11 protein-coding genes and 1 rRNA gene are annotated in these 20,249 nt (G+C 35.6%); 2 read left to right on the plus strand and 10 right to left on the minus strand.

Annotated features, from left to right (window positions below; translation table 11 throughout):
* The 6 genes from H4K33_RS15775 to H4K33_RS15800 all read right to left on the minus strand — a co-directional run.
* A partial coding sequence (locus H4K33_RS15775; RefSeq protein ID WP_182650730.1) for a hypothetical protein occupies positions 1 to 985 on the minus strand: 985 nt, incomplete at its 3' end.
* A gap of 4 nt (positions 986 to 989) precedes the next feature.
* Positions 990 to 5,807 (minus strand): PAAR-like protein, encoded by a 4,818-nt coding sequence (locus H4K33_RS15780; protein ID WP_182650732.1) that lies wholly within the window; start codon positions 5,805 to 5,807, stop codon positions 990 to 992.
* A gap of 21 nt (positions 5,808 to 5,828) precedes the next feature.
* The gene (locus H4K33_RS15785; protein ID WP_182650734.1) at positions 5,829 to 6,626 is read right to left on the minus strand and encodes a hypothetical protein; all 798 of its coding nucleotides are present in this window, start codon (positions 6,624 to 6,626) and stop codon (positions 5,829 to 5,831) included.
* On the minus strand, positions 6,626 to 8,563 hold the full coding sequence (locus tag H4K33_RS15790; RefSeq protein ID WP_255493789.1) for a type VI secretion system Vgr family protein: 1,938 nt from the start codon (positions 8,561 to 8,563) through the stop codon (positions 6,626 to 6,628). Before H4K33_RS15790 ends, H4K33_RS15785 begins: the two co-directional genes overlap by 1 nt.
* A gap of 370 nt (positions 8,564 to 8,933) precedes the next feature.
* Positions 8,934 to 10,406: a DASS family sodium-coupled anion symporter gene (locus H4K33_RS15795; RefSeq protein WP_182650736.1), complete on the minus strand. Its 1,473-nt coding sequence runs from the start codon at positions 10,404 to 10,406 to the stop codon at positions 8,934 to 8,936.
* 149 nt (positions 10,407 to 10,555) lie between these two features.
* On the minus strand, positions 10,556 to 12,925 hold the full coding sequence (locus tag H4K33_RS15800) for an outer membrane beta-barrel family protein (RefSeq protein WP_182650738.1): 2,370 nt from the start codon (positions 12,923 to 12,925) through the stop codon (positions 10,556 to 10,558).
* Between the two features lie 124 nt (positions 12,926 to 13,049).
* On the opposite strand from H4K33_RS15800, the gene H4K33_RS15805 reads away from it, so the two are divergent.
* Together H4K33_RS15805 and H4K33_RS15810 are read left to right on the plus strand one after the other, a co-directional pair.
* Entirely contained in the window at positions 13,050 to 14,387 is a 1,338-nt protein-coding gene (locus H4K33_RS15805; RefSeq protein WP_182650740.1) for a sensor histidine kinase KdpD, read from the plus strand.
* Positions 14,380 to 15,054, plus strand: a complete 675-nt coding sequence (locus H4K33_RS15810) for a response regulator transcription factor (protein WP_182650742.1) — start codon at positions 14,380 to 14,382, stop codon at positions 15,052 to 15,054. The genes H4K33_RS15805 and H4K33_RS15810 overlap by 8 nt, the downstream gene beginning before the upstream one ends.
* Here the strand turns inward: H4K33_RS15810 and H4K33_RS15815 are convergent.
* From H4K33_RS15815 to rrf, 4 genes are all read right to left on the minus strand, one after another.
* Complete coding sequence (locus H4K33_RS15815) at positions 15,051 to 15,872, minus strand: M48 family metallopeptidase (protein ID WP_182650745.1); 822 nt, start codon at positions 15,870 to 15,872, stop codon at positions 15,051 to 15,053. The two genes, H4K33_RS15810 and H4K33_RS15815, sit on opposite strands and share 4 nt — an antisense overlap.
* Positions 15,862 to 16,452, minus strand: a complete 591-nt coding sequence (def, locus tag H4K33_RS15820) for a peptide deformylase (RefSeq protein WP_182650747.1) — start codon at positions 16,450 to 16,452, stop codon at positions 15,862 to 15,864. The genes H4K33_RS15815 and def overlap by 11 nt, the downstream gene beginning before the upstream one ends.
* Positions 16,453 to 16,546: 94 nt before the next feature.
* Entirely contained in the window at positions 16,547 to 19,825 is a 3,279-nt protein-coding gene (locus H4K33_RS15825; protein WP_182650749.1) for an AsmA-like C-terminal region-containing protein, read from the minus strand.
* A gap of 317 nt (positions 19,826 to 20,142) precedes the next feature.
* Positions 20,143 to 20,249 (minus strand): 5S ribosomal RNA (gene rrf, locus H4K33_RS15830); the annotation flags it as partial.

The following is a 20,249-nucleotide window of genomic DNA, read 5'->3' on the forward strand; positions in this document are numbered from 1 at the left end:
ATTCATCGGGAATGTAATCGGTTGTCATTTGAACAAAGTAATAATCCAAAGGAACACGGATATAATCTTCATCTTCTTGAGCTAATTCTATAGCAGCGGCTAACATCTTTTTCTTTACAATTAGCTTCCCATCAAAACCACGAGAAAAAAATAACCGATCAAACATACGGTAATCCCAACCTTTGCGCGTACGTTCGCTCATCTCGTTATATTCTTTTAATATCTTCTTCTGATAATTTTTGAGTAGATCAATAGGCAGGTTATCATTACCTCCTATGACAGTGAAATCAGTAACAGCATATCGATATATTCTAACTAGGGCAGCTTTACTCTCATAAAAGATATAATTATTATAAGCTAGAGCTAATGAACCCATTCCAAATTGATAATATTCCTCATCGTAATCATCCTTTTTTTCTGAGGATATTATTAAATTATTTGCATAATACCTTCTTTTTATATCAAATACAATACAAGGATAAGAGAACACTAACATAGGTACTTCTTTATATGTCTTCTCTGCATGTAACTTAGGAACTAAGATTAAAAAATCTCCCACTCTTCTTACTCTAGGATTATTAGATTGATCCTGTGTAAGATCTACTCCATAAAACTCTTTTACACGTTGATTAAAAACTTCCTCACTCGGAAATTGAAAACCCATTGATTTTAATCCATCATAGTACAACTCATTCATAAGATTTAGGTCATTAATACTATAATCTGATTCAACAAACCCTGAATCTGGCACTCCATCATAAGTAAGGTTTTTCATTGCTTGCTGATACTTTTCTTCTCTTCCTTTCATAATTTCTTTATACGTTTCGTCTTTTGGATCGACATACTGTGGTAAATCCCTCCAATGTAGTTTCTTTGGTTCTTGTTCTTGCGTTGCAATCTGTTCTGTTTGGGTTATTTCTTTGTCTTTTCCTTGACAACTTAACAAACTCAAGCTTAATAGCACGATAATTATTCCTCTTTTCATATTTTTATAATGTTTTACTATATCCTTTTGGTCTAAAATATCCTTTCCATCCTGCATGTGTCTGTAGTGCTTTCCCTATCAATTGATAATACGATACTCTAGTTTTATTATCTTCTGATTTATCAGTTTTTTTTTTACTTCTTTCTTCATCGCTTAAATTTCTAAACTTAGTATTGATATGAGTATCCATGTCACCACTCTCTGTTAATGCCTCTAAAATGGTCACTATCTTAGTCGTTTTATCATAGGTATATACGATACCTGTATGACCGTCCTCCTTTGTTCTTCCGGGTTTTAATCTCCTCCACACAAATATATCCCCTGGCTGTGGTTCAAAATTGGGGTCAAAAACACCATCTTTACCATCAATATGTTCTATACTACATCCCTCGTTGAGTAATTTTTTGTAACTGCCATTTTTCAGGAAAGCTTCTTCAGAAACCATATCTACAGTAGTTAACCAAGCAACATCTTTTGTTAGTCCTATTAAGTGCAGGTAGATGCAGACAAACTCCGAGCAATCAACTTCTTTGATATCCTTGTACTTTAAACTTGTTCGGTTGCTGTCTTGTTTGTAGTTTTTTCCCTCTTCTGCATATCGCTTCATCATCTCCAATACACCATCACCATAATCAGGAAAATAAGTAAAGGTGCATTCCTCTGTTTTAAATTTTATAGAGGTTTTTTGATCAAAAGCTATTTTCTTCTCTTTCCAAGCAACATCAATTCCTATCACTTTTGAAATATCATCTGTATCCTCTTCCATATTGGAAATATGATTTAAAACAACATTTTTCCAATGCGCCATAGAAAAAGCAGTTAATAGATATGAACTATTATCTAAAATAGAAACGATTTTATCTGCATCTTCTACTAAATCTATATCTAGTCCCTTAAATTGCTGATGTGTTTTAATTTGACTGTACGCCCTGACTTGATTAGTTCTTCCTGTAACTTGGCATAATCCTCTCCCTCTAAAACGCCATCCCTCTCCTTCTAATTCACTTTTATTTCCCAATCGATCTCCATAAACAAAATTAGCAATCACTTGCTCTTTTATCCGCTCCTGATTATTCGTCATTTCACGTATTTCTTTAAACTTATTATACGCTTCCTCTGATTTAAACACTCTGTTCTCTTCGTCTTTAAATTTTGCGTTTACATCTTTTTCAGACACCCATTTTCCATTAATGTATTTGCCTTTAAAGAATTTTGAACAAAATAAATCTAGAAAATACTTCCTCTTAGCAGCAACACTCAAGTCATAAGTAAAAGATTCACCCTTTTTTAAATTCATTTTTTCTCCAGACTCAATTAGAGTTTGAGCAAAAAAATGGGCTTTATTCCAACACGTATTCATTTTAAATTCCGTCATATAATCAGTATAGGCTTTGGCTACTGCCTCAAGAATTGTTCGATCTGATCCTTTAAAAATTTCTGCTAGTTGATCCACAGTCACTGGAGCAATGCAATTCGGACATTTTTCATACGAAACCTCATCTGGTAATCGATGTGGAGCACGCTCTACTTTGACGGGTATTTTCTTATCGGTAAACGCCTGACCGAAGGCTATCTCTTTTACCAGTTTTAACTGATGTAAATATTGGTGTCCAAATTTTCCCTCTGCTCGGTATCGCGCGATGGTTTCTTCGTTTTGTTTGATTCGTTTTTCTCTGTTTTTTTCACTTATTCCTACCTCTATTTCCGATCGGAGCGGATTCACCAACAAGGTGTTATTTGCAAGGGTTCGGGTATACCCTCGTGGAAAGAGCTCTTCGATGACGTTCGTCTTGATTTGTTTGAGTCCCCAGTAGCTGACTTCTTCTTCAACTTCATAGGATATCCCCATATAAAATACGCGAGGGTTAATCTTGGATTTCCGATCTTTTTCATGAGAAGATTCTTTGTACACAATATCATCACATGTATCTAACAGAGGTGTATACACTGTGTTTTTACCTGGTTCAATCTTCAAGTCCATCGAAGTGGCTTTGCGGTCTGCAAATTCGAGTTTAAAAAGATTGAGATTCGTATTCTCGTAAAACGTCAACGTCAATGCATCAGGAGCACTTGTCCAAGGAGTATACCGACCTAAAATACGGCGTACTTGCACTTCTACTGGTTGACCATACAATCGCGGTTCTACAAGACGTTGGTGATTTTCCTTGTTGAAATACGCCTCAAACCGCAGCGATTTGCTAATTATCCCATACGTATTCGTGGTGTCTATCGGATAAATAAAACCTTCCAAGGCTTCGTGACTGTCAAATAAGTTTCGCTTGACATTGGATAACCCTATCTCTTCACTAATCGCGAAAAATATACTATATTCTTCTCCTTTACCTTCTGGGACTTTCGTGGCAAAATTCTTCCAGAATTCGGAGGATTGCTTCACCGTATGCGTACCCTTTCCATTACTGTCAAAGGAAATCGTATCTCGATACAACTCAAGTACTTCTTTTTTTCGATTGCGATAGTCATACCAATACGCGATACTGGCTTGGGTATTTTCAAAACCAACAAGCTCGGTGCTAATCTTAAAATCCTCATTAAAACTCAAATAATGCACAGGTTGATCGTAATCATCTACAAATTCCCAACGGTTGACTCTGCCTTCTATACATTCTATTTCACAGGTTAGACTTTTGCCATTAACCATTACTTCTAATTGATAGGTTCCCTGCTCTTCCAGTTGAAAATCTAGGGTAGCGATAGTAGATCGCAACTCTATTTCTTCTTTGTCAGTTGAAATACGAGAAATGAAAATCCCTTCCAATTGTTGAGTTTCTACGGCAGTTTCTTCTGCAAAGTTTCCTTTTTCTAGAACATGGGGATAGTTGATATAAAAATTCAGTCCATTCTTTTTCTTGGAACCTTTAACATAACTTAGACGCCACAAAATTTCTGAATCTCGATTGTTGGTTATACGGGAAATTGCTAATGCTGGTTTAGATTGAGAAATCTTATTCCATATCTTTTTATAAAAGCCTGTGCGTTCTATTTCATTTTTTTCGACATAGACTGCTCCATCCGTAGGAGGCTGATACCCCAAAGGCAAGATCAAGGCTACAGTAAACATACGTTTGCGGTAAACGCTATGAGCTGTGGATGAATCTTCTTTTGGTGGAACTATACCAGAGGTTATACTAATACGTTCAATGGAATTATCGACGACTTCAATGGTGTGTCGATACTTGTTTTTTAGGATAAACCAACTACCATAAACACATTCTATGTCGTACTTTCCTACTTGAGGAAAGGATAGGTTCACTATTTTATTTTTAACCAAATAATCTTGAAAATATGAACTATTGGGTGCCTTAATTCTCCAATTTACGGCACTGGGGTTTATATTTTCTTCATCAAGAAGTTGGGCTGTAAACACAATCTCACTCCCTAAGCGAATGCGTTCTACTTTGGGAGTAAAAGAAAGGACTTTATTGGGGATAACCTCAAAAGTTCGCGTTGGAATCTCGCTTAGAGGTTGGTCATTGTAATAAACCTGTACGTGATACACATTGATATTTGAACAGGTAAAAGTAGCTTTGATCTTATTTCCTTCTTGTACAAAAGTAGGACTTCCTTTCACTCTATAAATCATTGCTATATTATCTGCTTCATGCGCACTTTGAACGGTAACTCGAAGGCTCAATAAGTCCAATTGAGCTTCGGGTAATTCAATGTCGCTGTGAATGATAAGAACTACCTCATCACCTCGGCGAACTTCTTGAACATTATTACTTAGTTCTAGGGCTTGTATTGTGGCGTAATCCACCACTTCCAAATAGTAGTAGAACGTGGCGTAATAGGTTTTCTTTTCTTGATCTTTGGGCTTTCTCGCTGCAGAAACTAAGAAAGTTCCCGTTTGTGTTGGAGTTATAGTAAACGTTCGACTTGTTGTTTCCACGGCATTGTATATTACATGGTCTGAGGTAATTCCCAGCGTGATAGACTGCCCTGTTTTTCCTCCATCAAGTACGGTTGATTCAGGTGCGACTTCCGTAACGCTCCAACTGATGTACCTTCCACTTTCGTTAGTAGGGGTTGTAGCTTTAAACACAAGTTGTTCGCCTTTGAGTACACGCAAAGCCTGTGCACCGCCATCGGCAAGTGCACCAATTTTGATGTACGGTGTATTGGTTAATTCCAATCTATTGACATTAGACACATAGATTACCTCATCAGAAGTATCCAAGAGAGTATCAAAATCCAACAGACAATTCAAAGCAGGCAAATTGGGAAAAACATCTTTGATTTCCTCAACTTCTTCTTCTGTGATACTCACGATCTGACCATGGGTAAAAATGGATAATTCTCCGCCAATTACACAGCGTAATTTTCCGGTTTCAGTCAAGACATCCTTATTGCCAACCAAAGGAAAATGATCGTTTTCTTTTACCTTCCAAAATCCCTCTGCCTGGTAGGTACAGGTCTTATCGTTGCCCTTTTTGTGTTTACACAGCTTAAATGGAGATTCTCCTTCCTCAAACTGATTGTCTTCAATGGTCGCTACTAATTTATCCGCTGCGTTGGCGTAATACTTTTGGTGCGTCATAATCGACAAAGTTGAAAAAACACTAGGATTACCTGTACATTGACATTTCGCTCCTGAGCATACAATATACTCGGATAGTGGTAGCGTCTCTTCTTCTGCTACTACTGTTTCAGCCCTAGTTTTTTCTTGTAGTTTTGCAAAATCTTTTGAATCCGCAGTCTGATGATTTCCTTTTTCAATCAATCCTTCACTAATAATCAATCTATTAGACACCGCTTCTTGTTTTTGAGGTTCTTGAGACACGAATTCAGGAGGTGTATTTTTCATCGTATTTTCTGTTACAGCGTATTAGTCTAAATTTAATTTTATAATAGTGGAGCGATAAATCGAACGTCCATAGGTATATAATTCTTTGCTACTTAGGTTTACAATTTCACTTCTTTCATTTAACTCTCCTTCAATAATTCCCTCATAGGTTAATTCCTCATCTCCTTCCAATTGCCACAATTTTTTTAATTGCGCTAAACGTTCTCTAGTTTGTTTACCTACTCCTTGTATTGTAATTCCCTTATTTTCCAATAAATCGATTTCATAGCGATAACAAATACCTTGTGGTTGCTTTCCACTCTTCTTTATATAATTTTGTTCCTCTGATTTGTACTGATAGGTGCCGGGAAGAATCCCACATAAGTGGTTAAAAAAGACATCATTTTGCAATTTTTCTACAAAACGAACTTCCTCCTCAACTACTTCATCTAATTGAGTGATTATCATATCGATCGCTCTTCCTTCATATTGGGATTGGAGTTGAATTTTCAACCTAGTCTGCCAATACGCTTGGATTTCTTTTATATTTAGGAACTGCTGTATTTCTCCTTGTTCGCTAATCTTCAAGTGAAGCTGTTGTCCAATCGTCGAACTCATTGCAATAGCTTCTGCTAAGAGATAATCGTCTTGAGAAAAAATTTGCTGTTTACTACGTTCAACGATATAAATGGGAGCGGAATACTTCCATTTTTTATCTCTGCTAATTGTTGCGTTATATTGTATGGTTTGGGATTGATTGACTTTTGTATCTTGACATACAAATCGGTACTTTCTACTTTCCTTATACGCAAAAACCAAGGTAACATCTGACTTTATCATTAGAATATTTTTACTCTTTTACCGCTTAAATTCTCTACTTCTTTAGTAGAAGCTAATTGTAAGCTCTCCTGTGTGGTTTCTATTCGACCGACTTCACTTATCACAAAATACGTTTTACTCTCTATTTTAGTTGTAGCTACCACCGTCGCATACTGGTTATTTGCGGTCAAATAGTAGTTTTCTCCTGCGGTTACTGTTAAGTTTCTTTGTGCACCTAGATCAATATTCTCACTAGCTTGAATTGTAACATTTTCACTAGCTCGTAGTTGTATATTTCTCGCGGTTAGCAATATGCTTTCTGGTGCAGTTAGGTTGATACTTTTTTCAGTTGTATCGAGTAAAATATAATTTCCACTGACATCATAGATTTCAATGGATTCTTCTTCCGTAAACTTTAGGGTATGACCGCTTCGTGTTTGAATGCTCTTAATTTGGTTGTTTACTCCTCCTCCGGCTGCATTTCCTCCGTGAAAAAAACTTCCCATCACAAATGGGCAATCAGGGTGATTACTGACAAAACTCACCATTACTTGATCGCCTTTTTCGGGTATAAAAACCATACCGCGATTTGTTTTTACTTGATCACTACTTCCTGCATCTCCACTCATTACTCGAATAAAATCGGTTTGTTGGCTACTGTCTTGCCAGCTAAACTGCACTTGTACGCGTCCTTTCCCTTTAGGATCTTCATTATTAACTACGATACCTATTTGTGGTTCTGCGATTGGCGCAGTAAAAACAGGTTGAGGAATGTATCCCGTTTGTGCATCTACTGCTTTAAACTTTCCGCTATACTGCCCTAAGGCATCAACCGTGTGTTCTATATCTGTAATAATCAAGGTTGTAAAGTGACTACTTACTTTTTTATTGGGTTGCAACATATTCAATTCAACCACACAGCCAGGATATAGAAAGGGAATTGTAGTAACCCCTGTAATGACAAACACCTGAATTCCTTCATTGCCTATTACATGACGTTGAGCCTGTAAAACATCTTGATCTGTTGAAGCTTTGAGTGGAACTTGCTGTAATGAAGGAGTTTTGAAAATTTCTTTAGATCGCATATAAGAAGACTTCGCTAAAGTTCCTTTCACCCTTAAATCTGTTGCGCTTTCTGCATGTAAATATTTATGTATAAAGCTGTTGTATCCATAAAACTGACGACTAACATGACGGGCTTGCAACTGTATTTCAACCTGACTTACATCTCGTCCATAGACCAAAGAAATAGGTTTTTCTCCCTTTGGTAATTCACCAAAATGAAGGATTTCACCATCATAAAAAAATTGTTCATCATACATTGCTGCTAAACGAGTCAAATAATTATAAGCCGTTTCATTATACTGACAGCTATAGGCAATATTAATGTCCTTAGACAATTTTATTCTAGACTGAAACAATTGATTCTTATAATAGCCCTGATCGAGTATCTTGTTTACAATATAGCTCAATGAATCAGGAGCATTTCCTCCGAAACTCTGCAAATGAGGCGCTTGATCTAAAAGAATAGTAGGGCTGTTCCCTTTGAGAATCAAATACCCTTCACTTCCATCTCCTTGTTCAAAACTGACTTGAGTAATAATACCAGAAAAAAAACGCTCGGGTTTATCTACCAAATTCTTGTACCGAATAGAAACCAATAAGTGTTTTCCCAATAATTTTTGAGCTTCATCCATCCGATACGTCTCTTTAGTCCCTAAGCAATCGCAACTAAAGGATACCACAAACGAATGATGGGCTTGGGTACTTTGGACTAATTCAAAACTTTTATAGTTAACTAACTCTTTGCCTTCTGCTATAAACTTAACATCTACAAGTTGGTTTACTCCAGGTATATAATGTTTCGCAATTGCAATTGCATTACTATATATTCTCTTTGTGGAAAAAATAGATCCTTCTGGGGTTGAATCAATATAGTTTGAAAACATATCTTCCATTATGTGTTTTTTGTTGAGTTACTACTAAAAAATAGATCTAAATAAAACGAACAAGGCAGTCTCATTTTGTTGTATTTCATCAACAATAATAGGTTCAAAAACTGCGTTTCGTCCTTTATACTGACCCTTCTTTCTTTAGTTACCTCAAAAAGTAAACCGCCATTTAGTAGCTTGAGGCCAAAACAGTGTATTTAGTATGTTTTTAGAGAATAATATTTATTTTTTTATCTAAATAAATTCATCTATTCTTAAAACGATACTTTCATTTAGCGGCAAGAGAGCAATTGATTTAAAAATTTGTAACCTCAAAAAAAAAGCGCAAGGAATATATCCTCGCGCTTTTTACTTTCTATTTATATAGATCTATAATCTACTTGAAATACTCAAAAAAACTTGTGAACTCTTGTAAAAACAACACCCATAAAATAATGACAATTGTTCCGACAAAAGCACCAAACATTCCTCCTAGTCTAAAGTCTTTTTGTTTGAGCATACCTGTACCAAATACGATGGCATTGGGCGGTGTAGAAACAGGCAGAAACAATCCGCAAGAGGCACAAAGTCCAACGACTAAACCTACGGGTAATAATTGGTCTACTGGTAAAACAATAGCCGCGATATTGATTAAAATTGTCGCGGTAGCCGTACTACTCATGATATTGGAAAATAAAACGGTTATAACAGCAAAGACAATCATCATTACCACAACATTAAATTCTGCACCTGCCAGAAACTGAGAATAGTAAGGAGCTAATAACTCTTTAATAGCAATACCTAAAGACAATCCACCAGCAACGAGCATCAAGGTGTCCCAAGGAAGTTTACGCACATCTTCTGCCGTAATAATGCCTAACATCGGCAAGAACATAATAGGTACCATAGCGGCTCCTGCGGTTGGAATATGGTATTTAGTACCAAACATCCACATGCCAACTGTAACAACTAATATTACAATCACTGCTAAACGTTGCAAGCGCAAACTATTAGTCATTTCCAAGGCTTGATTAACAAATGAAACGTCTAGTCCTTTCACTTTTGATGTATATTTTCGTACAACAGCCCACCAGAATCCTGCTAGCAAAATAACAGCAGGCACTAACCCCAAAAACAACCATTGAGTAAAATTCACCGTAAAACCTTTAGTTTTCAGAACATCTACTACAATTAAATTGGGAGGAGTAGACACCATACTAATCATACCAGCAAAAGTTGCTGCTGCTGGAATACTAATTAAAATTGCCTTAGACATGGGTGAATCTTTTCCTTCTCGTTCTATTAACGGCATAACTGAAGCTAAAACCATAGCTGCTGTTGCTGTATTGGAAATAATTAATGATAAAACGGATGTGACTAATATAATTCCCAACACTAGTTTACTAGGATTTGAACCAAAAATAGCAATGGTCTTCTTAAACAACGACAAATCGAGATTGGTTTTTCTCATTCCTTCACTGAGAAAGAATCCTCCTAAGAATATCCAAATAACACTATCTGACCAAGTGGACGATATTTCTTGTGGTGAAATGGTTGCTCCTTCAATATTACCCATGGTATACACTAAGAAACCAATAATCATAATCCCTACAGCAAAAGGCGGAATCGCTTCTGTTGCCCAAAGTAAAATAGAGAATATTAAAATGAAAAAAGTATACTTCTGAGCTTCAGAGAAAACCTCGGGTGTCAAGAAATAAGTACAAAGAAAAGCAATGAGTAAGGAAAAGAAAAAAATACCAACTCTTGTTTTGATATTCCATACATTCCAAGATGCTTCTATTAATAATTCACTGTAAAAGCGAATTCCCGTTCGTATTTTACGAATCTGGTCAAAATAATCAAAATCCATAGCCTTTAGTTTTCTCTACAAAGCTACGAAATAAAGAAGTAACATTTATTTTAACATTTACACAAACAAACTCCTCCGTTTTTTTACTAAATAAATAAAAACAAAAAGGAAAGTCTACTAAACTTCCCTTCCTGTTTTACTAACTCCATTTATAAGCGATCTTTTTCCTGCATATCCAATTCTTTACTATCGTATTTCACTTTCTGATTACCTATATTATATCGCAAACCGATTGCAACTCCCTGCGTATCCATATAATCTTTGAAATAATTATACTGGTTGGCGTATTGTGTTTTAATGATCTGACGATCACTTCCAAAAATATTGTATACATATAAATTTGCAGACCATTTTTTCTGGTTAAACTCCTTACTCATGATAAAGTCCGTGCGTTGGTAACCGCTAATTTTGAAAGACCCTTGTACTGTTGGGGTATAGAAATTATAGGTCAACATCGCTTTCCAATTGTTTTCTTTATCAAGATTTACTGTTGTATTCAGGCGTCCACCAAAAACAAAAGCATCATTTTTATGTAGCTGCTGATCTACTCCATAAAAGTAGTCTTCTTGTTGTTGTAAGTAGATAAAAGAATTCACAGACCAACGCGGTAAAATTTGATAGGAATAATTGACAATCATTCCTGCTAATTGTCTTTTATCAATATTGGTATAATGATAGATTAACATATTTGTATCGTTCTCTTGATACGATATTTCCATAGAGGGGTGGATCTCTTTGTTGTAAAACAATTCAATATTCAATTCATCAAAGGTGTAGTTCAAACTAAAATTGTGGCTAATTGCTGCTTTCAAATCGGGATCGCCTTGGAAATAAGAAAATAAATTATAGTAACTCTTTGCTGGATTCATCCAAGAATAAGAAGGGCGATCAATGCGCTTACTATAAGATAAGCTCAGTTGTTGTTGATCCGTTAGATCATATTTTAGATATGCACTAGGAAATAGTTTAAAATACGATTGAGCATTACTTCCCATCTCTGTACTTTTGGTTTGAATCCCAGTATATTCACCTCTCACCCCCACCTTTGTCTGCCATTTATTCCACTTTTTAGTATAAGAGGTATAAGCAGCCCAATTGATTTCTTGGTAGTCAAAAACGTTGCTTTTTTCAGGATTAAGAACATGATCTCCTTCACTCCCTTCATAAAAATCTAGTAAATACGCTGCTTTTACGATACTGTACTTCCCTCCCAATTCCCATTTTGTCGATTCATTGTCGATACTATAATCGAGACCAGAAACGGCCAGACGTGTACGTTGCCTATCTTTTGTACCAAAAAAACGTTCTGCCTCAGGTTGATCCTTAAAATTTAATTTTGTCAGTACATCTTGGTTATCTTGTTCTTTATCATACGTAAAATAGGACGACCACAATAAATTTTGTGAAGCGTTAATTTTTTTATCTACCAAAACAAACCCTGTATAGGTATCCATATTTGATCGTTTCTTATTCAATGTAGTATAATGTGATTCAACGACACCTAGTGGGTTGTAAATGGAAGTGGGAATCTCGTAATCTCCTTTAGATTGTTCATTAATATAACCATTTCCTCCTAGGGTTAAGGTCAAAGTTGTATCAAGTTTAATATCCATTTCAGTTTGAAAACTATGCTGTCCTTTGATCTTGTTTTTGCGTGTCATCACACTACTCCATCGCTCTCCATTATCATAGAATACATTGTCTTCATTGTAACGCACGCTTGTTCCCGTACCCCAAGAATAGCTTCCTGACCAATTTACTTTTTCTCCAGTATACGTATGCTGCGTACCAACTGTATTATATGCATAGGTTGTTTGTTTGAATCGATCAGAAATACTGCCTTTATAGCCTAATGAAGTATTCTTTTTTAATTTAATATTCAGAACGGCATTGCCCTGTGCATCGTATTTTGCAGGAGGATTCGTAATCACTTCTACCGCTTCTACTTGCGTTCCCTCTGTTCCTTCAAGCATGGCTTTCAATTGATCTCCCGTCAACATTACTTTTTTATCATTGATCGTTACTAAGATACTTTGACTGCCTCTAATACTTAGATTATCTCCTATAGCATTCACACCAGGAGTTTGTTTGACAATATCCCAAGCATTTGTTGTTGCCAAAGGTGTATCTTGTACATTAAATATCAAGCGATCGATTTCGCGTTTAATTGTTGGCCTCTTCGCTCTGATCACTACTTCATCTAAAAGTGCGTTATCTTCTTCTAGGGTTAAGATGGATGGTATGCGATCTATCGAAGCTATAATTTGGGTTTGAAATCCAATGTATTGGAATTCAATTGTAGCCCAAGTATCTTTTGCTTCAAGCTGATACTCACCTTGATCATCTGTATAAAAAGAAGTAATTACACTTCCATCTTTATCTTTCACTAAAACAGTGACAAACGCAAGTGCTTCTTGCTTTTGATCTACTACCTTTCTCTTAACTAATGCCGTTGAAGGTTGTGCATGTAAAAGTACACCCATCAACATCAGTACAATACATATAAAAATACGTCCCATTTGTTTACTTATTTGAAACAAAGATGATTCAAAACAAATTTCAAACGGGTTAATGAACGGTTAACGAACGGTTAATGCTCTAAGTCGAAGTTAATATCCGTTATTTTAAACTAAATTTGTATCTATGACGTACTCGAAACCAAAGTATTATCTCATTGCTTTTAGTCTATTCTATCTCTTTTTGATTGGAATAATGGTCTTCTATTTTATGCAAGTGCTCGAACTAAAAAGGAAAGAAATTCACAAGATTGCCCACGACAGAATAGACATAATAGAAAACGTGCTATCCTTTGAAAAAAAGAATAAGAAAAAGGATAATGTAATGTACCAAGCAGTTTTAGATTTGCTGCAAAAAAAGGCAACAATAGTAGATATTCAAAAAAAGAATGCTTCTTATTTACAATCGATCAGCTTAGACGCTACGCAAAAAATAGATAGTGCTTTTGCAGATTTAGGCTATCAGATAGCATATCGTATTGACTTGACGCATGTTATTCTCAATTCAACTCAAGAAAATATGCTCAAAGCTCCAGTCACTATTTTAGAGACCCAGCAAAAAGTAAAACATGCTCAACGGGTAAATTCTTCTGAATGGGAAGTAGAAGAAAGCAGTAGTAACAAATCAGATGAACCTTGTAAAGACTGTCCTGAAGATTATGCCAATCACTTTACAGTAAAACAAGAAAAATACATTGAAGTACTCAATTTCAACAGTATTGCCCTTCGTGAGCTCTTTCCTTTATTAGCAGGATCATTTCTCATTTGTACATTTATTCTAATCCTGTATTTTATTACGTATAAAACCATCAAAAAGAAAGAACAGGAAGTTTTGAGTTTACATAATATGGTAGATAATGTTTCGCACGAATTTAAATTGCCTATTGCAACCTTAAAATACGGTTGCAACAACCTAAAACAAGAGTATGATTCTCCAACTGTAGCATTGATTCAGAGACAAATTGATCGATTAGAACGTTTGCAAAATCAATTGGGTGTGTCCTCAAATGCCAATGCCGATGAGCTTTCTTTTACGAAGGCTGATTTTACACAGTTAATTGAAGATCTCAAAGTACGAAATTCGGCTATTGATTTTCAAGCTTCATGGAGTGTAGTAGAAAATACAATTCCCTTTCCTCAAACAGAACTAGAGACCATTCTATTAAATCTTTTGGAGAATGGTATTAAATATGGGGGTACTTTTATCACTTGTTCACTTTATTCCAAAGAGAATAAATTGTATATTGAGGTATCTGATAACGGAATTGGCATTGAAAAGAAAGAACAAGTTCTTATTTTCCGCAAATTCTATCGTATTATACACAACAACGTACACAATACACTTGGTTTAGGTATCGGCTTGTATCAGGTAAAGCACCTTGTAGACAAACACCAAGGCAGCATTCGATTAAATAGTATAGTAACCAAAGGAACAACCTTTATCATTCGTATTCCTTATGCATAAAATTCTCCTTGTTGAAGATGATATAGACTATGGAACTGTAGTAAAACAGTATCTAGAGATTAGTAACTTTGATGTGGTGTGGACTCCAAATTCTATAGAAGTAATGGATTTACTTCAACAACATCATTTTCATTTGGCTATTCTAGATATTATGCTTCCCGTAAAAGATGGATTCACTTTAGCGAAAGAGATACATCAAAATTATCCCGGAATTCCTTTTCTGTTTTTAACGGCTAAGAACCAAAATATCGATCGATTATTAGGTTTAAAATTAGGAGCAGCAGATTATATTGCCAAAACATGTGACCCGGAAGAATTAAAGTTGCGTATTGACAATATTTTGCGCTATGTTTCTCTTGAAACGACAACTATTTATCACTTAGGTATCTATACTTTTAACCCGACGTTATTGCGTTTAGAAAATGCTAAGAGGACTTATCAACTCACCGAAAGAGAAAGAGATTTACTCCTGCTTTTTATTCAATATAATCACTCTATATTAGAAAGAGAGGTGATTCTAAATCAACTGTGGCAGTCTGCAGATTATTTTAATGGAAGAAGTTTAGATGTGTTTGTTACGCGCTTGCGCAAATATTTAGCAGACGATGACAACATACAAATTAACAGTATTCGAGGTGTTGGATTTAAAATTAACTTGGCTCTTTAGTCATAGTTAAATTGATGGATAAAATCATCCTTCAACGTTGTTTGGTCTTGAATCTGTTCTAAGGCGCGTTGACTTTCTACTTTCCACTTATCTTCCTTCGTTTGTTTATAGAGTTCATAAGTTGCCAAAGCATAGTTCGCCAAGAAATCAGTTGTCGTGCCAAAATAAGGTTTACTTTTTTCAAAAAAAGCGATAGCTTTATCATACTGCGTATTCATCCGCAAAAGAATAGCTTTAATAAAATAGATTTCTTGTTCACGCTGTTCCGTTAATAGCCCTGTATTTTTATACTTAGCCAATGTACGATCTGTATTGACTAACCCTTCTACGATATCTCCAATTGACGTTGCAGTTAAGCTCAGACCGAAATATCCTTCTGGACTATTGGGAAAGTATTGTTTAATTTCTTCGTATTTCTTTCGCGCTAATCCAATATTATCGATGCGCAATGCTGATTCAGCCAAAGCCACTTTAAAAGTTAACGTTGGCTGTGTAGCTAAACTATCTGCATAATAGAGATAGGTATAGGCTGCATTGTCTTTATCTTGTTTAGTCAGGGCCACACCAGTATAATAGTAAGCATCACACAGCTTCTTATCCTGTTGAATAATTTGAAAGAAAATTCGTCCAGCTGTGTTGTAATATTCTGTTTGTTCTAATGCAGAAAAACCCATGTTGTACAAATCTAAAATCTCTTTATTTGTTGTAGGACACACTAACTCATTAATCGAATAAGCGGGAATTTTTTGTGCCAAACACTGAATTCCTCCTCCAAACAAAAAAAGAAGACATAGAAAACGGTACAACCTAAACTTCATAAGCTAAAGGCGTTTCTGTAGTTGCATCTATATACTGACAAGTCGATTGTTCTTCGATTCGATCTGTAAACAGCACTCCATTTAAGTGATCGTATTCGTGTTGCATGATTACCGCAGTATAGCCTTCAACTACTTCTTGGTAGTGTTTGCCTTCTAAATCGTAGTAGGTGATTTGAATAGCTAAACTTCGATAGACATTATCATAACGATCTTCGATAGACAGGCATCCTTCTTCTCCTTGTTGCAATAAAGTAGAGTACCAAATAATCTCCGGATTTATAAAAAACTCAAAAGGTTCTGCATCTTTATCAAAGCGCTTTACTAAAAACATTCTTCGATTCAGTCCCACTTGTGGCGCTGCAATTCCAACACCTGCACGATCACCATCCGTCACTGTTTTGTACATACGAGCAATTAACATTTTCACGTTGGGATCTTGTGGGTCAAGTTCAATACAATGCGCTTGAAGCACAGCTAATTCTTCAGGAACAGTATTTTGGTACACATACATGGGCTGTGTTTGATCGCCCTGAGCAATTAACGCTAATTCTTCTGCAGTGAGGGAAGGGATTCCTATCATAGTGGTTTTATTTCAAAAATGTAGAGGTAAAAATACTATTTCTATGCTTAGCAAAAAAAATAAAAGCTAGAGATTACTCCCTAACTTCTATTTTTTATGCTGCCGGTTCAGCTATTTGTTCTTTTACTTCTTCTTTACTGCCTTCTTCTGTTGGTTTTGTAGCTTCTGAATTAGGTACTACCTCATTTTGTATACCTGTTTCATTTGTTGCCCCTTCTTCTTGTTCTTCTTCGTCTTCCTCATCATCATGATCAGATGGTTTACCTAATACTTCACTCGGTTTATAGCGACCTAATTTTATCTTGAAATTATCTGAATTTCCTTGAATCTTCATCGGAATTCCTATAATTCCCATTGGTGGTAATCCCAATCGAAGACCTATATTCATCTCACCATCCAAACTAACTTGCCCTTCAAATCTCGGTCTAAAGCCTGCCATTTTCATTCGCGTGCGTTCAATGGTCATCACGTTGTCTTTAATTGTCGTTTTGATTTCTACATCTTTAGCTTTTCCTTCCTCTAATGATTTGGTATTAGTTTCCTTGGCAATTGCACCAAGTAAATTAAATCCTTTGAATTCGATGTCCTCTAAAGTTAATGACCCTCCTCCAACTAATGATCGAAACACAGGGAACATATTTTTATCCAAATCACCTGCTAATTTGTAATTCAAAGAAACTTGACCGTGTGCATCTTTAGCCATACTCACCATTTCTCTAAACAAAGTAATTTCTTTATAGGCACGTTGAATATCAAACTCAGAAGCTTGAATCGCATAGTCAAATTTTGCTTTTCTAAATCCTGTCGGCTGATAGGTTCCATTCATATTTACTTTAGTACCAATCAATTCAAAATCGGTTTTTTGCAGATCAATTTTTCCTGCATTGACTAACAAGCTACCTGTGAAATTTTCTAAATTATACTCGGAGTATTTTATTTTTTTCGCTGTCGCATCAAACAAGATATTTAAATTTTTTGGAACTTGAATCACTCCCGTTCCTGTTGATGCTGCCGTAGCAGTTTTGGATGAGGCACTTTTCGAATCAAACATCATAAATTCATCCACATTGAAATAAGGACTCTCAAAGGTAAAGTTTCCTCTCAAAGTATCTTCTTTTAAGATATAATCTACCACATTAGTTAAGTACCCTTTCATATTAATCTCAGAACTACCATAAGTAGCAACAAACTTTTCAAAGCCCATTTTTTCTTTAAAGAATTTGAAAACACCTTTCTTAATATGTAAAGGATAGGGGAACATGTCGGAGTGAATTCTAATATTATCCACTTCAAACTTTCCTCCATTTTTCAATTTGTCGAAATCACCTTTTAATGCATCACTTTGCAGTCCTTTTAAGAATAAACTAGTAATAATTTTACCGTGAACATCAATACCATCAATTTTAAAAATCTTATAAAAATCGCCAATATTAATCGTTCCCTTGGAGGTAATATTATAGTTTAAATTATTCAAGTTATATAAACTTGCTGCCAATTGAAAAGGTTCATTAGCGATTTTGAAGTTAATTGGTAACACTTCAATAGAAAGGTCGTTAATTGATCCTCTCGAACTTTTAATAATAGTGTGAATCTCGATATCTTCAATCGGCAATTCTGGCAATCTTTTTAACTGTACATATCCCTTGTGTAATTTCACTTCAGTGTTCATCACTGGGAAACGTTTCCTATTGGGTTCATAACTGCCTTTAACCGTTCCATCAATCATGAGGTTTCCTCTTAAAACAGCCTCGTCAAATGGAATAAATTCTGTAATATTATCAAAATCGATATTCGCTTCAATACGAGCATCAACGTCGTATGTTTTTAAATTATTTACAGCGAAATGACCTTTGACAAAATTGTCCATCGCCAAAAGATTCAGGTTATCAACGCGAAACTTAATATCTTTTATTTGATTCGTCGGTCCTTCTGCTTTTACATCAAAGCTAATTTCCTTCAACGCTTGCGGTAAGCTATCTAATTTAAAATATCCATTGCGAATCATCCCTTCAAAATTAAAAGAAGGAATGCTCGTAATCACAGTATCTCGTTTTACCTTGCGCAGTGTTCTTGTCTCAACAATCCCCTTAGCAAATTGTCCGTCTACCGTTCCCTTTAATTTAAGATCCCCTTTCATATTGAAACCTGTCAATCCAACTGCTTGTTGAATTAGATCAAGATCTAAATCCAAATCCATCACACTTTCAATACTAGGTTTTTCAAACCCTTTGGTATGCAATTGAAAATCACTTTTACGTCCAGCAATATCAAAAGCTAATTTATCAATTGACACTTCACTTTGTTCCATGTCTAATGAAGGCATTTTAAAGTGAAAATCAAGCGTCAAATCTTTAATGGGATCAGATACTCCTTTATGTTGAATTCCTCCGTTAGCAATTGCTAAATCAAGGCTAATTGACGGCATGATCGTATCTAATGCCAAGAACTGACCTTCTAACTTAAATTTCCCATCAACTATACCTGTAAACTTTGTATTGTCAAACCACGTTTGATATTCTGGTGGTACTAAAGAGAGCAACTCATTCAAACTTGAGTTCTCCGTATTAATATCAAATAACATGTCGTACCCATTCTCCACAAAACCAAATCTACCGATGAAACTTACCAACAAGTCTTTAACTTTCAAATTATTCTTTTGGAATTCAAACGTTAGGGACTTTGTATCAATTAATGTTTCTAAATCAGCTAAAACAGGTTTGTCTTTAACATAGTAAACATCATCAAAACTAAAGTCAAAAGATTTAATACGCACTTTACTCTTCAGTTGAAAGACAGCTTCACTCATATTACCACTACCTAAATAATCGAAATTAATAGCCGTAAAGTACAAGTTCCCCGCCTCATCACAGTAACGCAACAATGCATTTTTTATTTCTAGTTGATCGATCTGAAGATCAAATCCCTTTTCATCGTCCTCCTCTTCTTCAGTGGATTTGACAACCATATAATTAGCTTCACCTTTTTCATTAACTAATAAATCAACTACTGGAGAATCTACAAAGACACGGTCAAAACTAACTTTAGAATTCAACAAACTCATCATATTAATACCAAGACCAAGCTCTTTTGCTTGAAGTAGTCTGGTTGGATGCAAAGAATCTACTTGCACCCCTTCGATATTAGGATTGATAACCGTTGCTGTTAGATAAGGGAAGTTTTTATAGAAAGATACCTCAATATCATCAAAAGCAACCTCACCTTCAATTGAATCAGCGAGCATCTTTTTAATCTCTTGATTGATTGTATCTTTAAAAAACATGGGTAGCACAAATAACAAACCCAAAACAAAAACCACTAAAACCCCCAAAGTAATAGCGATCCGTTTAATAATTTTCTTTCCTGAAAAACTCATAATATATGCTATACAAATTGCGTATAAATTAACAGATTATTTCACAAATCATGATGCAAAATTATAACATCTTATTTACTTATTTCACATTTTTCGTATATTCTTTTATTCGCTGGGTGTTGTTTGTTGTTTGTTGTGCGACTCACCACCTCACCATCTCATCACCTCACCAACTCATCACCTCACCAACTCATCACCTCACCAACCTACACCAAACAGAAAAAGCGAACTCTCGTTCGCCACTGATCACAGTTAACAGTTCACTGATAACCAAAAACAAAAAAGCCTGACTACTTGCGTAATCAGGCTTTTCAAAAGAAGGGCGACGACATACTCTCCCACCTTACGGCAGTACCATCTGCGCTAGCGGGCTTAACTTCTCTGTTCGAAATGGGAAGAGGTGAGCCCCGCCGCAATAACCACC

The organism is Myroides sp. WP-1 (assembly GCF_014145635.1).
GTDB lineage: Bacteria > Bacteroidota > Bacteroidia > Flavobacteriales > Flavobacteriaceae > Flavobacterium.

What these genes read in the sequence shown, in the direction of transcription:
- H4K33_RS15780 (WP_182650732.1), bottom strand. Translation starts at nt 5,807, where the DNA reads ATGAAAAATACACCTCCTGAATTCGTGTCTCAAGAACCTCAAAAACAA.
- H4K33_RS15785 (WP_182650734.1), bottom strand. Translation starts at nt 6,626, where the DNA reads ATGATAAAGTCAGATGTTACCTTGGTTTTTGCGTATAAGGAAAGTAGA.
- H4K33_RS15790 (WP_255493789.1), bottom strand. Translation starts at nt 8,563, where the DNA reads ATGGAAGATATGTTTTCAAACTATATTGATTCAACCCCAGAAGGATCT.
- H4K33_RS15795 (WP_182650736.1), bottom strand. Translation starts at nt 10,406, where the DNA reads ATGGATTTTGATTATTTTGACCAGATTCGTAAAATACGAACGGGAATT.
- H4K33_RS15800 (WP_182650738.1), bottom strand. Translation starts at nt 12,925, where the DNA reads ATGGGACGTATTTTTATATGTATTGTACTGATGTTGATGGGTGTACTT.
- H4K33_RS15805 (WP_182650740.1), top strand. Translation starts at nt 13,050, where the DNA reads ATGACGTACTCGAAACCAAAGTATTATCTCATTGCTTTTAGTCTATTC.
- H4K33_RS15810 (WP_182650742.1), top strand. Translation starts at nt 14,380, where the DNA reads ATGCATAAAATTCTCCTTGTTGAAGATGATATAGACTATGGAACTGTA.
- H4K33_RS15815 (WP_182650745.1), bottom strand. Translation starts at nt 15,872, where the DNA reads ATGAAGTTTAGGTTGTACCGTTTTCTATGTCTTCTTTTTTTGTTTGGA.
- def (WP_182650747.1), bottom strand. Translation starts at nt 16,452, where the DNA reads ATGATAGGAATCCCTTCCCTCACTGCAGAAGAATTAGCGTTAATTGCT.
- H4K33_RS15825 (WP_182650749.1), bottom strand. Translation starts at nt 19,825, where the DNA reads ATGAGTTTTTCAGGAAAGAAAATTATTAAACGGATCGCTATTACTTTG.